Raw genomic sequence first — 14,474 nt, 5'->3', positions numbered from 1 at the left:
AAGGCCCGCGTTACCAGCGCACGCCCATCCGCATCGCCTCGTAGATCGCGGCGTGCGTGTTGCGCGCCGAGACGGCATCGCCGATGCGGTAGAGGGTGAACGCGCCCTCGGGGTTCCGGTCGGGGAAGAGCGCGCCCTGCCCCGAGACCAGCGCGCCGTGATCCACCGCGCCGAGGTTGCGGGAGAGCGGTTTCAGGTCAAAATAGAGATCGGCGAGCGGCGTGGTGCCCTGGTTGACGATGACCTGGTCGTAATCGCGCATGTCCTCATGATCCGAATAATCGGTGCCGATCCGGGCAGACAGGCGGTTGCCATTGCGCGTTATCCCCTTGAGGCGACGGGTGACGGTGAAGCCCACGTCCTGCGCCTGGAGCGTCCGCATATAGGGGACCAGGTTCATGCCCATCACCTCGGGCGAGAAACTGCGGTCACGGGTCATGATCTCGACCCGTGCCCCGGTCGCGGCGATCAGTTCGGCGGCTTGCAGGGAGACATGATCGCCCGCCTCGTCATAGATCAGCACATCCGCGCCTGGCTTCACATCGCCCGCGAGGATATCCCAGCCGGTCGCGGCGAGGTCGTTGCCTTCCTCCAGCACGCTCACTTCGGGCATGCCGCCGGTGGCGATCACCACCATGTCGGGGGCGAGGTCGGTTACGTCGTCGGCTTCGGCGAAACTGTTGAAGCGGAAGGTGACGTCGCGGGCGGCGCATTGCGCCATGCGCCAGTCGATGATGCCAATCATCTCGGCCCGGCGCGGGGTTTGCGCGGTCAGGCGGATCTGCCCGCCGGGGTCGCTGGCGGCCTCGAACACCGTCACGTCATGGCCGCGCTCGGCGGCGACGCGGGCGGCCTCCAACCCGCCGGGGCCCGCGCCGACGATGACCGCCTTCTGCCGCGTCCCGGCGGGCGGGATGACATGCGGCAGGGACAGTTCGCGGCCCGTAGACGGGTTGTGGATGCAGAGCGCCTCGCCGCCCTGGTAGATGCGGTCGAGGCAATAGGTGGCCCCGACGCAGGGGCGGATGTCATCCTCGCGCCCCTCCATCACCTTTTGTACGATATGCGGGTCGGCCATATGGGCGCGGGTCATGCCGACCATGTCGAGCAGCCCTGAGGAGATCGCGTGGCGGGCGGTGGCCACATCGGGGATGCGCGCGGCGTGGAAGGTGGGCAGGCCCAGTTCGGCCCGCACGTGACCGGCGAAATCCAGATGCGGGGCCGATCGCATGCCCTGCACCGGGATCACATCGGTCAGCGCGGGGTCGGTGTGGACGCGGCCCCGGATGATGTTGAGGAAATCGACCTGGCCGGTGGCCTTGAGGCGATGGCCGATCTGCAAGCCTTCCTCGACCGTGATGCCGCCCGCCTGCGCCTCATCCGCCGCGTAGCGGATGCCGACGATGAACTCGGGGCCTACGCGGGCGCGGATGGCAGAGAGAACCTCCAACCCGAAGCGCATCCGGTTCTCCAGCGAGCCGCCATAGGGTGGGTCAAGCTCGTTGGTCAGCGGCGACCAGACCTGGTCCATCAGGTGGCCGTAAGCCTCAAGCTCGATCCCGTCCAACCCCGCCGCCTGCATCCGTTCGGCGGCGTCGGCGTAATCGGTGATGATGCGCGCGATGTCCCACTCCTCCAGCAGTTTGGGAGAGGCCCGGTGCGCCGGTTCGCGGTCCTGCGCGGCGGCGAGGGACGGCAGCCAGTCGCCCTTGTCCCACCGCGTGCGGCGGCCCAGATGGGTGAGCTGGATCATCACCGCGCAGCCATGTTCGTGGCAGGCATCGGTCAGCTTCGCCATCCACGGCACGACTTCGTCCTTGTAGGCCAGCACATTGGTGAAGGCGGGCGGGCTGTCGCGGCTGACGATGGCCGACCCGGCGGTCATGGTCAGCGCCACACCCGCGCGGGCGCGTTCGGCGTGATAGGCGCGGTAGCGGTCCTTGGGCATCCCGTCCTCGGGATAGGCGGGCTCATGGCTTGTGGTCATCACCCGGTTCTTCAGGGTCAGGTGCTTGAGCGTGTAGGGGTGCAGCAGGGGATCGCGGGACATCGGGGGCCACTCTTTGCTTCGGTTCCGCGTCCAGCCAGCCATGCAAGGCGCGGGGCGGTCTTGCCTCTTTGCGACACGCGCCGTGACGGCTTGCCAAATGAAACATGAATCAGTATTCATGTATCCATGGACAAACCCACCCTTCCCAAGACCAAGCGGGGTCAGGCCCGGCGGGCGCAGATCCTGGACGCGGCCGAGCAGGTGATCGGCGCGCGCGGGTTCTCTGCCGCCTCCATCGCCGACATTACGCGCGGGGCGGAGACGGCGCTTGGCACATTCTATATCTATTTCGCCAGCAAGGAAGAGTTGTTCCGCGAACTGGTGCAGGAGATGGGCCATGCCACGAGGGCGCAGGTGGCCGGGGCCATCGCCAAGGCGCCCGACCGGCTGTCGGCGGAACGCGCGGGGCTGGAGGCGTTCCTGCGCTTCGTCGCCGCGCGCCCGGCGCTTTACCGCATCGTCGAGGAGGCGCGCTTTGCCGACCCGGAGGCCTATCAGGATTATTTCTCGGGCTTCGCGGAAGGCTACGCCACCGGCCTGCGCGAGGCCGAGACGCGCGGCGAGGTCAGCCCCGGCGATGCCGAGGTCCGGGCCTGGGCGCTGATGGGCATGGCCAAGGCGCTTGGCGACCGGTTCGTGTTATGGGACGACGCCCCCGATATCGAGCATGTCGTCGAGGAGGCGCATCGCATGATCTGCCGGGGCCTCGCGCCATGAAGGTGCGGGCCGAGGCCGGGGCGGAGGGCGTCTTTCGCCTGACCCTGTGCGGGCCGCGCGCCAATGCGCTTGAGCCGGGGATATTGCGCGAGTTTCATGCGGGGCTGGATGCGCTGGACGCCTCCGACGCGGATCGGGCGGTGATCGCGGGCGGGCGGAACTTCTGTTCGGGCGGCGATGTGGCGGCGTTCTTCCGGGCGGCAAACCCCGAGGCCCATGCCGACGCGGTGGTGCCGCTGTTGCAGGATGCGCTGCGGCGGATGGTCGAGATGCCGGTGATCTTCGCCGTCGCCGCGCGGGGGGCGATCACGGGCGGCGGCGCGGGGCTGCTCTTTGCCAGCGACCTGGCCGTGTTGGCGCCGGATGCCTTCGTGCAGCCCTATTACGCGCAGGTGGGCTTTGCCCCCGATGGCGGCTGGACCGCGCTGCTGCCCGAGCGGATCGGCGCGGGCGCGGCGCAAGATTGGCTCCTGTCCGATGCACGGGCTTCGGCGGCGGATCTGGTGCAGGCGGGGCTGGCGCGCGAGGTGCATGAGGCGCCCGAGGAGCGCGCGGCGGAGATGCTGGCCGGGATGAGGATTGCGCCCGCACTGGCGGCAAAGCGGCTGATCTGGGACGGTGCGCGGATGGCGGCGTTAACGGCGCGGCTAGAGGCGGAAACGCGGGCCTTTCGTGCCTTGATCGGACGACCCGAGACACGCGAGGGCATGGCGCGGTTCCTGGGCGAAGGGGCGCGGACGGATGCTTGACCACATCCCCGACATGGCCCTGAAACGGGCCGAGATCGCGCCGGATGCGCTGGCCTTCCACGACCAGGGCCGGGACTGGAGCTTCGCAGAGGTCAACGCCGCCGCCGATGCGATTGCCGAGGGGCTGCAGGTGCAGGGGATCACGGCGGGCGACCGGCTGGCGATCCTGTGCCTCAATCGGGTCGAGGTCTTCCTGACGCTCTTTGCCTGCCAGAAGGCGGGCGTGATCCTCTGCCCGCTGAACTGGCGCCAACCCGCGCCGGAACTGGCCGACACGCTTGGGCCCATCGGGGTCAAGGCGATCTTGCATGACGCGGACCATGCGGCGCTGGCGGGTGAGGTTGCCGGGGCCATCGGCGCGCAGACCATCGGCATCGAGGACGGGCTGGCAGACTGGATCGACGCGGGCGGGCCTGCGTTGCGGGACCAGATCCCGGCGACACGGCCCTGGTATCTGCTGTTTTCCTCCGGCACCACGGGGCGGCCCAAGGCGGTGATCCAGACGGCGCGCATGGCCTGGGCCAATGCGATCAATATCGGCCAGGCGATCGGGCTGACCGGGGCCGACCGCTCGGTGAATTTCCTGCCGCTTTTTCATACCGCGGGGATCAACCTCTACACGCTGCCGGTGTTCCTCAATGGTGCTTCCTCGACCATCCTGCCGAGGTTCGAGCCCGCCACCCTGCTGGACCTGATCGGCCAGGGCGCGGTGACGCAGTTCTTCGGCGTGCCCGCGATCTACCAGGCGTTTTCGCTGACCGAGGGCATCGACCGCATCGACTGGCGCGGCGTGCGCTGTGGCTGCGGCGGAGCGCCCCTGTCCGAGCCGCTGATCCGGTTCTTCGCCGAACGCGGCCTCGACGTGCTGAACGGGATGGGCATGACCGAGACCGGGCCGACCGTGTTCCTGATGGACCCGGACCATGCCTCGGAGAAGATCGGCTCGGTCGGCAAGGCGCAGGTCTTGACTGAGGTGCGGCTGGCGGGGGTCGCGGAGGGCAGCCCCGGCGAGGGCGAATTGCAGCTGCGCGGGCCGAACATCACGCCCGGCTACTACGAGAACCCGGAGGCGACGGCGGCGGCCTCTACCGAGGATGGCTGGCTGGCCACCGGCGATGTCGGGCGGCGCGACGCGGAGGGATATTACTACATCGTCGACCGGATCAAGGACATGTTCATCTCGGGCGGCGAAAACGTCTATCCGGCGGAGGTCGAGCGGGTGCTGGACACGCATCCCGCGATCCTGGAGGTTGCCGTGATCGGCGTGCCGGACAAGAAATGGGGCGAGACCGGCGCCGCCTTCGTCCTGCTGCGCCCCGGCGCGGAACTGGAGGCGGAGGCTTTGCGTTCCTGGTGCCGGGAGAGGCTGGCGGGTTACAAGGTGCCTGCCCATCTGCGGCTGGTCGGGGACTTCCCCCGCACCGCCGCCGGAAAAATCCGCAAGCCCGAGTTGAGGAGGCTTTTCGATGCTTGATCTGACGGAAACCTGGCTGCCGACGCAGGCCGAGTTCGACGCCTTCGCGGCGGTCTCGGGCGATGACAATGCGATCCATGTCGATGAGGATTTCGCGGCACGCACGGGCTTTGGCCGCACCGTCAGCCACGGCATGCTGATCTACGCGAAATTCTGGGGCATGGTGCAGCGCCACACCCCCGGCCTGCGGCAGATCAACCAGGCGATGATGTTCCCCAACCCCTGCTACGCGGGCGAGGAGGTGGTGCTGCGCGTGACCGGCGATGTGCCCGGCACGCTGACCTTGCGCGCCTTCCGCCGCGCCGACGATGCCGAGCTCTTGCTGGCCGAAACGGAGGTGGCGTGATGCAGGTGGGCGATCGCGCCGAGGTGACGCGCAGCTACACGGAGGCCGACCTGACGGAGTTCGCCGATCTGGCCGGGGCCGCGCCGGGGCCACATGTGCCCGAGCCGCTGATCGCGGCGCTGTTCTCCTACCTTCTGGGGGTGCGCCTGCCGGGGTCGGGGACCAACTACCTCAAACAGGAGCTGGATTTCCGCGCCCCCGCGCCGCTGAACACGGACCTGACCGCGACGGTCGAGGTGACGAAGGTAAGGCCCGATAAGCACCTGGTCGACCTCTGGGCAAGCTGCACCGCGCCCGACAGCACCGTCATCTGCGCGGGCCGCGCGCTGGTGAAGGTCAAGGATGTGGGGGCCTGAGGTCAGGCCGGGATCAGGGTGGCGAAGTCCTGAACGGTTCGGGCGAAGGTCTCGGGTTCCTCCAGATGCGGGGAATGGCCGGAATGGGCAAAGACGTGGCGGCGCGCGTGCGGGGCGGCTTCGGCGATCCAGTCGGCGGCGCTGCCGGGATAGACGCGGCTTTTCGCGCCCGAGGCGACGAGGTAGGGGCGGTCGATCTGCCCGATCACGCCACGCAGGTCCATTGTCACCATATCCTGCCACAGCCGCCGCATCTGGCCGGGATCCTGCGTCAGGATCACCTGGCGCGCCTCCTCACGCGTGAGGGTCGGCGCGCCGTCCGAGCTTGCGAACATGGTGGCGGCGATGCCGTGGGTGGCCCCCTCCCAATCCTCGGCGAAGCGGGCCGTGGTGGCGGCGATGCTGGCCGCGTTCTGGCCGATCAGCCCGTGCGGCCAGTCGGGGGCGGGCTGCATCCGGGGGCTCATGTCGATCGTCATCAGCGCGCCGATCCTGCCCGTTCCGCGCCGGGCGATGTAGCGCCAGGCCGCCGCCGCCCCCATCGACCAGCCCACGACCAGCGGGCGCTGCCCCGGCCAGCGCGCGAGGCTATGCGCAACCAGGGTGGCGCAGGCGTCCAGCGTGGCGGGGCGCGTGGCGGCACAGCCATGGCCGGGCAGGTCGGGGGCGGCGCAGTCGAAACCGGGGCCGAGCCGCGCGATCACGTCATCGAAGATCGCCCCCCGCATCGTCCAGCCATGCAGGAACAGGATGGGTTGGGGGGGGCTCAGCGCCCTGCCCTCAGCCGCCCGACAATGCCGGAGGGAAAGAAATAGACGCTGAGCACGAAGAGGATACCGAGCCACATCAGCCAGCGGTTCGGGTCGATCAGGTCGGGAATGAGCGGCAGGTTTGCGGTGGCCTCGGCCGCCACGCCCATCAGGTTTTGCAGGTAGTTCTGCGCCAGCACGAAAATCGTGGCCCCGATGACCGCGCCATACATCGTGCCCATGCCGCCGATCACCACCATCAAAAGCACGTCGATCATGATCTCGAAGCTCAGCGTCGTGTCGGGGCCGACATAGCGCAGCCAGATCGCGTAGAGACTGCCCGCGAGTGCGGCGATGGCCGCCGACATGCAGGTCGCGGCGGTGCGGTAATGCACGACACGATAGCCGATGGCCTCGGCGCGGAAATCGTTCTCGCGGATGGATTGCAGCACCCGTCCGAAGGGCGAATTGACCAGCCGCAGGAGCAGCAGGAACAGGGCGAGGCAGGCGAAGAACACCAGGTAATAGTTCAGGAGCCGCCCGTTGAGGTTGGTGCCGAAGACCTCTCCGAACCGGAAGGCGGGGGTCAGTTCGCGCGGGATCTGGTAGGTCAGACCATCCTCGCCGCCTGTCAGCTGGAACAGCTGGCTGACCAGCACCGCCACGGCGGAGGCGACCGCCAGCGTGATCATGGCGAAGAAGATCGCGCGCACGCGCAGCGAGAAGAGGCCGATCACATAGGCCAGCACCGTCGCGGCCAGCGCGCCCGACAGCGTGCCGACCAGCAGCGCGTCCCACCCCCGGCCCATATGGATCGAGGCCAGCGCCACGCCATAGGCCCCGAGGCCGAAGAACATCGTGTGCGCGAAGCTGACGATGCCGGAATAGCCCAAGAGCAGGTCATAGGAGGCGACCAGCAGGATGAAGACGCAGATCGTCGCCGCCGTGTGCAACGCGCGCACCCCCGGAAAGAGGAACGGCGCGAGGGCGAGGCCCAGGAACACCACGATCAGCAGCAGGGACAGGATGCCTGAACGGGGCGCATCGCCCGAGAGAAGCCGGAGACCCATATCAGTGTCCTTTCGCTACGCGCATCATGCCCTCGGGCCGCCAGAGCAGGATCGCGGTCATCAGGGCGATGTTGGAAATGAGCGCCAGTTTCGGCTCAAGAAACGCGACGTAGTTCTGCAGGAGGCCGACCAGCAGCGCGCCGACAAAGGCCCCCTCGACCGAGCCGAGGCCGCCGATGATGACGACGATGAAGATCAGCACCATCATATTCTCGCCCATGCCGGCGGTGATGACCTGTTCGTAGAGCGCCCACATCACCCCGCCGAGCCCTGCCAGCGCGGACCCCGCGATGAAGACGCCGATGAAGACAAGCTTCAGCCGATAGCCGAGCGCCTCGACCATGTCGGGGTTTTCCACGCCCGCGCGCACGATGAGGCCGATCTTGGTGCGGCGCAGGACCATGCGCAGGGCGAAGAAGATGGCGAGGCCGAGGACCACAGCGAGGATGCGGTATTTCTCCAGCGCGGCCCCGGCGAAGGTGATCGCGCCGCGCAGTTCACTGGGGCGGATCATGAAGATCTCCTCGCCGCCCCAGATGACGTGGATCGCCTCCTCCAGCACGATGAGCGCGCCGACGGTGATCAGGATCTGTTTCAGGTGCGAGCCGTAGACCGGGCGGATGATCACCCGCTCGAACACCCAGGACAGCGCACCGGTCAGGACCATCGCGGCGAGGATCGCCAGCAGGATCGCGGCGATGTTGAGGGGCAGCGAGGCGGCATCGGTCCAGCCCGGCAGCGCGAAGAGGACCGAGACCCCGACGAAGGCGCCCAGAGAGATGAACGCGCCATGGCCGAAATTGATGATGTCCATGAGGCCGAAGACCAGCGTGAGGCCGGAGGCCATGATGAAGATCATCATCCCCATGGCGAGGCCCGAGACCGTCAGCGTCAGCCAGCTTGTCGGCGCGCCGATGGCGACGAAGCCAAGCACGACCAGCACCGGCACCAGGAGATAGGGCGCGGCGCGGCCAAGCCGGTCGATGAGCGTGAGGCGCGCGAATGTGGGGGTGTGATCGGGGGCGGCTGACATCATCCGGCCTCCATGCTGAGGCCCATCAGGCGTTCCTGAAGGCCGGTATCGGTTGCAAGCTCGCCCATGTCGCCTTCCCATGTGACATGGCCGTCATCCATCACGACAACCTTGTCGCCAAGCGCGCGGGCGACGGCGAAATTCTGTTCGACCAGCAGGATGGATGCGCCCTGGCGTTTGAGGTCGCGCAGGGCACCGACCATGGTGGCGACAATGGCGGGCGCGAGGCCCTTGGTCGGCTCGTCGATCAGGTAGAGGCGACGCTCCTCTATCATGGCGCGGGCGATGGAGAGCATCTGTTTCTGCCCGCCCGAGAGGTTGCCCGCAGAGGTGCGCCAGAAGGTCTTGAGCGGCGGGAAGACGGAGAAGAGCCAATCCAGACGGGCCTGATCGGGGGGGCCGGAGGCGGCGGCGAGTGCCATGTTTTCCTCGACCGTCAGATCGGTGAAGATGCCCATATCCTCGGGCACATAGCCGATGCCAGCCCGCGCCCGCGCCGAGGCGGGCAGCGCACCGATCTCCTGCCCGTCGAACCGGATCTGGCCGGATTTGTTGCGCAGCAGGCCCATGATCGTGCGCATGGTGGTGGTCTTGCCGACCCCGTTGCGCCCCAGAAGCATGGTGACCTGCCCGCGCGGCACCCGAAAACCGACACCTTTCAGGATGTGGTATTGCGCAATGTCGGTGGCGATAGCGTCGAGCGTCAGGATGGGGTCAGACATCGGCCAGTTCCTTGCCCATATAGGCCTCCTGCACCACGTCCGAGGCCATGACCTCGGCCGGCGGGCCATCGGCAACCAGCGCGCCGTTATGCAGCACGATGATGCGGTCGGCGAGGCTGCGGATCACGTCCATCTTGTGTTCGACCAGCAGAATCGTGCGGTCCCGGTCCTGTTTCAGCTCGGCGATCAGGTCGAGGACCACGGGGGCCTCATCGACGCTCATCCCCGCCGTGGGTTCGTCGAACATGTAGACATCCGGGTCTAGCGCGATCAGCATCGCCACCTCCAGCTTGCGCTGGTTGCCGTGGCTGAGTTCCGAGACCTTCTGATCGCGCAACCCGTCGAGGCGCACGCGGGACAGCACCGCCATCGCGGCCTCGGTGATCTCGGTATGGCTGGCCGCCGTGGTGAAGAGGTTGAACCCCTTGCCCATGCGCGACTGCATCACGAGGCGGACGTTTTCCAGCACGTTGAGCGCGGGGAAAAGGTTGGTCAGCTGGAAGGCGCGGCCAAGGCCCATCTTGCAGCGGCGCGAGACGTTGAACCGCGTCACGTCCTGGCCCTTCAGCTTCACCCGGCCCGCGCTGACGCCGATCTGACCCGAGATGAGGTTGAAATAGGTCGTCTTGCCCGCGCCGTTCGGCCCGACGATGGCGGTCAGTTCGCCCGCGTGAAAGGCGCAGGTGACGCGATCGACCGCCACATGGCCGCCGAACCGAACCGTGAGGTCGGTGGTTTCCAGAAGTGTCCGGGTCATGTCGGGAAGATCCTGGTAAGGCGGCCCGGCAGGGAGGCTCCCCGCCGGGCCAATAGGGTCAGTTGCGGATCGGCACATCCATGTCGCCCGCTTCGATCTCGCGCACCAGGACCGGCACGCCCCAATCGACGCCCTCCTGCACCTCGATGCGGAAGTGATACATGGATTGCATCGCCTGGTGATCCTCGGGGCGGAAGGTCATCGGGCCCTTGGGGGTTTCCCAGGTCATGCCTTCCATCGCCGCGATCAGCGCCTCGGTATCCTCATACGTGCCCGCGGCCTCGATCGCCTCGACGATGGCGATGCCCGCCGCCATGCCGCCCGCTGTGAAGAAATCGGGCGGGGTGCCGAAGCGTTCGAAATGCGTCTCGACCAGCCAGTCATTCACCTCGTTTTGCGGGATCTCGTAATAGTAATAGGTCGCGCCCTCCAGCCCCGGCAGGTCGCGGTAGGCCACCAGCGCGGGCAGGATGTTGCCGCCGGTGGCGATCTCGACCCCGAAGCGCGAGGGGTCCATGGCGTTCAAGGCGCCCATCGGGTTGCCGCCGCCCGCCCAGATGATGAAGAGCACGCGGCGTTCGGCCTCGACATCCGCCATGGCCTGGAAGATGCGTTCGGCGGCGGCGGTGAAATCGGTGGTGTCGGTCGGCACAAACTCCTGGTGCACGATCTCGGCCCCGGTGCCCTCCAGCGCCTCGGCAAAGGCCGAAACGCCGTCGCGGCCAAAGGCGTAGTCCTGCGCCAGCGTGGCGATGGCGACGCCCTCTTCGCCCAGGGCGATGGCGTTGGAAATGGCGTCCTGCGAGGAGTTCCGCGAGGTGCGGAAGATATAGCGGTTCCAGTTCGCGCCGGTGATCGAATCGGCGACCGCCGGTTCCACGATCAGGATCTGTTCGTATTCCTCGGCCACGGGCAGCATGGCCAGCGCCACGCCAGAAGACACCGGGCCGACCGCGATATGCACCTCGTCATCGCCATAGGCCTCGGCCAGCAACGCGCGAGCGCGGGCGGGGTCAAGCTGCGTGTCGTATTCCAGCACGCTGATCGGCTCGCCGTTCACCTCCATCGTGCCGCCGGTGGCATATTCCAGCCCCAGCATCAGCCCGGTGTGGCTTTGGGCGGCATAGGCCTCCAGCGCGCCGGTCTGGCCGTAGATATGGCCGATGCGGATCTCGGCGGCGAGCGGAGTCGCCACGACCGAGGCCAGCAGCGCGGCCGAAAATGTCCGTTTCATGTCTTGAGTTCCTCTCCCTTGGGTCTCCTCCACGTTTATGAAACATGAATCATTATTCATGTCAAGAAATGGCGCGGCGTTGACCTGTCGTGCAACCTGGCCTACCGTCCTATTGCGAACAAATCTTCGGATATAGAAACACCCCCCGAGGCACCCCATGACATCGCATCCCGAAACGCAAACCGTCCGCTGGACCCGGATCGCCAGCAGCTCTGAACTGGACACGGGCCGCGCGGTGATGCCGGTGACGCTGGCGGGGCAGCGCTATGTGCTTTTCCGCGACGACGAAGGCCAGCTTGGCCTGATCGGGCGCAACTGCCCGCATCGCGGTGCCGATCTGTGTTTCGGGCGGCTTGAGGATAACGGCTTGCGCTGTCCGTTCCATGGCTGGCATTTTGATCGCACCGGGCAATGTGTCGAACAGCCTGCGGAACCCGAGGGCTCGACCATGCACACCCAGATCAAGGTGCCGATGGTGCCGGTGCGCGAAGAGGGCGGCGTCATTTTCGCCCAGGTCTCGGAAGGGGAACGCAGATGATCAGCCAGGAGCTTAACGACCAGATCACCCGGATCGGCCCGGAAACCCAGGCGGGCGCCGTGCTGCGGCGCTATTGGCAGCCCGCCGCGCTGAGCGACGAGGTGCAGGGCGATGTCCCGGTGCCGGTGAACCTGATGGGCGAACGGCTGGCGCTGATCCGCGAAAATGGCGGGCTTACGCTCATCACGCGGCAGGCCGACCCGTCCGAGGCCCCGACGCACCACCCCGCCAGCGGCGACATCCGCGAGGTGCAGGGCGGCCCGCGCTACCCGGCGGTCGAACGCGCGGGTGTGGTCTTTGCCTATCTCGGACCCGGTGACCCACCGGCCTTCCCGAATTTCGACTGCTTCCGCGCGCCCGAGGATCACGTCTTCGCCTTCAAGGGGCTGTGGCATTGCAACTGGCTGCAGGCGCTGGAAATCGGGATCGACCCGGCGCATGCCTCCTACCTGCACCGGTTCCTGGAGGATGCCGACCCCGAGGAGGGATACGGCCAGCAGTTCCGCGACAAGGCGGCCCATACCGACATGCCGATGACGCAGGTTCTGCGCGAATACCCGCGCCCCGACATCCAGGTCGACGAGACCGATTACGGCCTCAGGATCACCGCGCTGCGCCACATGGCGAACGACCTGACCCATGTGCGCGTGACCAACCAGATCTTCCCCGAGGCGATCTGCATCCCGATGTCGCGCGAGATGACGATCACGCAATGGCATGTGCCGGTCGATGACGAGAATTGCTATTGGTACACCGTCTTCACCAGCTTCAAGAATCCCGTCAACAAGGAGGTGATGCGCGCGCAGCGCCTGAAGGAACACCGCCTGCCGGATTATGCGCCCTTGAAGAACCGCGAGAACAACTATCACTACGACCCGGCGGAGCAGGAGCGGCTGACCTATACCGGCATGGGGCTGGACATCAACGTGCATGACCAATGGGCAGTGGAAGGCATGGGCGCGATCCAGGACCGCACGCAGGAACACCTGGGCCGCAGCGACGTGGCGATCATCCGGTATCGCCGGATGCTGCGGCAGGCGATCAAGGCGGTCGAGGAGGGCGACGAGGGTGCTTTGCCGATGCGCGGCGCTGACGTGACGCGCCTGGTCGGGCCGCTGTCGAACGATTCCATCGCCGCGACGGATGACTGGAAATCGGCCAGCCGCGCGGCCGATCTGGCGCGTCGGGCAGAGTGCCCCTGGGACGCCACGGTCTGAGGGGCTGTTATGGATTCGGATGATTTCACGGCGGCCCTGACCCGCGCGGGCCGCTACGATGGGGCCGCGATTGCGGCGGCTGAGGCGTTGCTGGCGCAGGTCGAGGAGACCGGGCTGGAGACCATCCGCATGGTCTTTGCCGACCAGCACGGCATCCTGCGCGGCAAGACCATCGTGGCCCGCGCGCTGGCCTCGGCCTTCACTTCCGGCATCGGCGTGCCCTCGACGCTGCTTCTGAAAGACACCTCGCACCGCACCGTGTTCCCGGTCTGGAGCGCGGGTGTCTCGGTCGCCGATCAGCCCTTTGGCGGCGCGGGCGACGTGATCTTGTGGCCCGACCCCGCGCGCTTCTTTCCGCTGCCCTGGTCGCCACATTCCGCGATCCTGCTCTGCGATGTCTGCCACCGGTCGGGCGCGCCGGTCTCGTTTTCCTCGGGCGCGGTTCTGGCCGATGCCGTGGGCAAGCTGGAGGGCGCAGGGTATCGCGCGCTTTTCGGGTTGGAGGTGGAGTTCCAGGTGTTCGAGCGGCTGGACCCCGCGCTGACCCATGCGCAGGCCACCATGCCCGGTGCGCCGGTTCAGACGCGCAACCTGACGCAGGGCTACCAATACCTGACCGAGACCCGCTACGCCGAGGTCGAGGGGCTGCTGGATCATCTGCGGCGGATGGCCGAGGGGCTTGGGCTGCGCCCCCGCTCGATGGAGATCGAGATGGGGCCGAGCCAGTTCGAGTTCACCTTCGACCCGTCGGACCCGCAGGTGCAGGCGGATCGCTTCGTCCTCTTCCGCACCATGGTGAAGGAGGTCTGCCACACACGCGGGCTGCATGCCAGTTTCATGGCCAAGCCGAACCTGCCCAATGCCGCCGCGAATGGCTGGCATATTCATCAATCCTTGCAGGACGCGGGGACCGGCAAGCCGATGTTTATGCCGGGGCCGGACGGCGCGCTGACACAAGCCGCCAGCGGCTGGATCGCGGGGCTGTTGAAACATGCCGCCGAGTCCTGCCTGCTGACCAATCCGACGGTGAACGGCTACAAGCGCTTTGCGCCGTTCCAGCTGGCCCCCAACTCGGTGCAATGGGGCGCGGATAACCGCGGCGCGATGCTGCGCGCGCTGCTGGCCCCCGGCGACGATGCCTCGCGCGTGGAAAACCGTGTCGCCGATACCACCGCGAACCCGCATTACGCCTTTGCCGCGCAGATCCTCTCAGGGCTCTCGGGGATCGAGGCGGGTGAGCCCGCGCCCCGCCCGAGCGAGACGCCCTATACCGAGGCCGGCACCCCCCTGCCCCGCAGCCTGATCGCGGCGGTCGAGGCGTTCGAGGGATCAGCGTTCTACCGCAAGGCGCTTGGCGAGGGTGTGGTCGATTACCTCGTGACGCTGAAACGCGCGGAATGGGATCGCTACCTGATGACCGTCTCGGACTGGGAGCATCAGGAATATTTCGGACTGTTCTGAG

At 67.2% G+C, this 14,474-nt stretch carries 15 protein-coding genes; 8 read left to right on the top strand and 7 right to left on the bottom strand.

What is annotated here, in order from left to right; translation table 11 throughout:
- Positions 1-10: 10 nt before the first annotated feature.
- Positions 11-2,050, bottom strand: coding sequence for an oxidoreductase (locus tag AC13C7_RS17660; protein WP_482868250.1), 2,040 nt, complete (start codon positions 2,048-2,050; stop codon positions 11-13).
- Between the two features lie 126 nt (positions 2,051-2,176).
- Here AC13C7_RS17660 and AC13C7_RS17655 point away from each other — a divergent pair, with 126 nt between their 5' ends.
- From AC13C7_RS17655 to AC13C7_RS17635, 5 genes are read left to right on the top strand one after another with little or no spacing between them, the layout of a single operon-like run.
- Positions 2,177-2,767: a TetR/AcrR family transcriptional regulator gene (locus AC13C7_RS17655; protein WP_482868249.1), complete on the top strand. Its 591-nt coding sequence runs from the start codon at positions 2,177-2,179 to the stop codon at positions 2,765-2,767.
- Positions 2,764-3,516, top strand: coding sequence for an enoyl-CoA hydratase/isomerase family protein (locus tag AC13C7_RS17650; protein ID WP_482868248.1), 753 nt, complete (start codon positions 2,764-2,766; stop codon positions 3,514-3,516). Before AC13C7_RS17655 ends, AC13C7_RS17650 begins: the two co-directional genes overlap by 4 nt.
- The gene (locus tag AC13C7_RS17645; protein ID WP_482868247.1) at positions 3,509-4,990 is read left to right on the top strand and encodes a class I adenylate-forming enzyme family protein; all 1,482 of its coding nucleotides are present in this window, start codon (positions 3,509-3,511) and stop codon (positions 4,988-4,990) included. The genes AC13C7_RS17650 and AC13C7_RS17645 overlap by 8 nt, the downstream gene beginning before the upstream one ends.
- Positions 4,983-5,336, top strand: a complete 354-nt coding sequence (locus AC13C7_RS17640; RefSeq protein WP_172318116.1) for a MaoC family dehydratase — start codon at positions 4,983-4,985, stop codon at positions 5,334-5,336. The genes AC13C7_RS17645 and AC13C7_RS17640 overlap by 8 nt, the downstream gene beginning before the upstream one ends.
- Positions 5,336-5,692, top strand: a complete 357-nt coding sequence (locus AC13C7_RS17635) for a hotdog family protein (protein WP_214647412.1) — start codon at positions 5,336-5,338, stop codon at positions 5,690-5,692. Before AC13C7_RS17640 ends, AC13C7_RS17635 begins: the two co-directional genes overlap by 1 nt.
- 2 nt (positions 5,693-5,694) lie before the next feature.
- On the opposite strand, the gene AC13C7_RS17630 is transcribed toward AC13C7_RS17635, so the two are convergent.
- Genes AC13C7_RS17630 through AC13C7_RS17605 form a run of 6 tightly spaced genes read right to left on the bottom strand, consistent with a single transcriptional unit; the run spans position 5,695 to position 11,257 of the window.
- Positions 5,695-6,537 (bottom strand): alpha/beta fold hydrolase, encoded by an 843-nt coding sequence (locus tag AC13C7_RS17630; RefSeq protein ID WP_482868246.1) that lies wholly within the window; start codon positions 6,535-6,537, stop codon positions 5,695-5,697.
- Positions 6,459-7,511 carry a branched-chain amino acid ABC transporter permease gene (locus tag AC13C7_RS17625; protein WP_482868245.1) on the bottom strand — a complete coding sequence of 351 codons (1,053 nt, stop codon included), beginning with the start codon at positions 7,509-7,511 and terminating at the stop codon, positions 6,459-6,461. Before AC13C7_RS17625 ends, AC13C7_RS17630 begins: the two co-directional genes overlap by 79 nt.
- A gap of 1 nt (position 7,512) precedes the next feature.
- Positions 7,513-8,544 (bottom strand): branched-chain amino acid ABC transporter permease, encoded by a 1,032-nt coding sequence (locus AC13C7_RS17620; protein ID WP_482868445.1) that lies wholly within the window; start codon positions 8,542-8,544, stop codon positions 7,513-7,515.
- Positions 8,544-9,266: an ABC transporter ATP-binding protein gene (locus AC13C7_RS17615; protein WP_482868244.1), complete on the bottom strand. Its 723-nt coding sequence runs from the start codon at positions 9,264-9,266 to the stop codon at positions 8,544-8,546. Before AC13C7_RS17615 ends, AC13C7_RS17620 begins: the two co-directional genes overlap by 1 nt.
- On the bottom strand, positions 9,259-10,023 hold the full coding sequence (locus AC13C7_RS17610; protein ID WP_482868243.1) for an ABC transporter ATP-binding protein: 765 nt from the start codon (positions 10,021-10,023) through the stop codon (positions 9,259-9,261). The genes AC13C7_RS17615 and AC13C7_RS17610 overlap by 8 nt, the downstream gene beginning before the upstream one ends.
- A 58-nt stretch (positions 10,024-10,081) precedes the next feature.
- A complete protein-coding gene (locus AC13C7_RS17605) occupies positions 10,082-11,257 on the bottom strand; it encodes a substrate-binding domain-containing protein (protein WP_482868242.1) in 1,176 nt (391 codons plus the stop codon).
- Positions 11,258-11,414: 157 nt separating this feature from the next.
- On the opposite strand from AC13C7_RS17605, the gene AC13C7_RS17600 reads away from it, so the two are divergent.
- Genes AC13C7_RS17600 through AC13C7_RS17590 form a run of 3 tightly spaced genes read left to right on the top strand, consistent with a single transcriptional unit; the run spans position 11,415 to position 14,473 of the window.
- Entirely contained in the window at positions 11,415-11,795 is a 381-nt protein-coding gene (locus AC13C7_RS17600; RefSeq protein ID WP_172318132.1) for a Rieske 2Fe-2S domain-containing protein, read from the top strand.
- Positions 11,792-13,012 carry an aromatic ring-hydroxylating oxygenase subunit alpha gene (locus AC13C7_RS17595; RefSeq protein ID WP_482868241.1) on the top strand — a complete coding sequence of 407 codons (1,221 nt, stop codon included), beginning with the start codon at positions 11,792-11,794 and terminating at the stop codon, positions 13,010-13,012. Before AC13C7_RS17600 ends, AC13C7_RS17595 begins: the two co-directional genes overlap by 4 nt.
- A gap of 9 nt (positions 13,013-13,021) precedes the next feature.
- Complete coding sequence (locus AC13C7_RS17590; protein ID WP_482868240.1) at positions 13,022-14,473, top strand: glutamine synthetase family protein; 1,452 nt, start codon at positions 13,022-13,024, stop codon at positions 14,471-14,473.
- Position 14,474: the final 1 nt, after the last annotated feature.

This window comes from Alterinioella sp. B-7 (assembly GCF_056857775.1).
The sequence above is the reverse complement of the archived record's forward strand: the minus strand, read 5'-3'. Positions and strand labels throughout refer to the sequence as shown.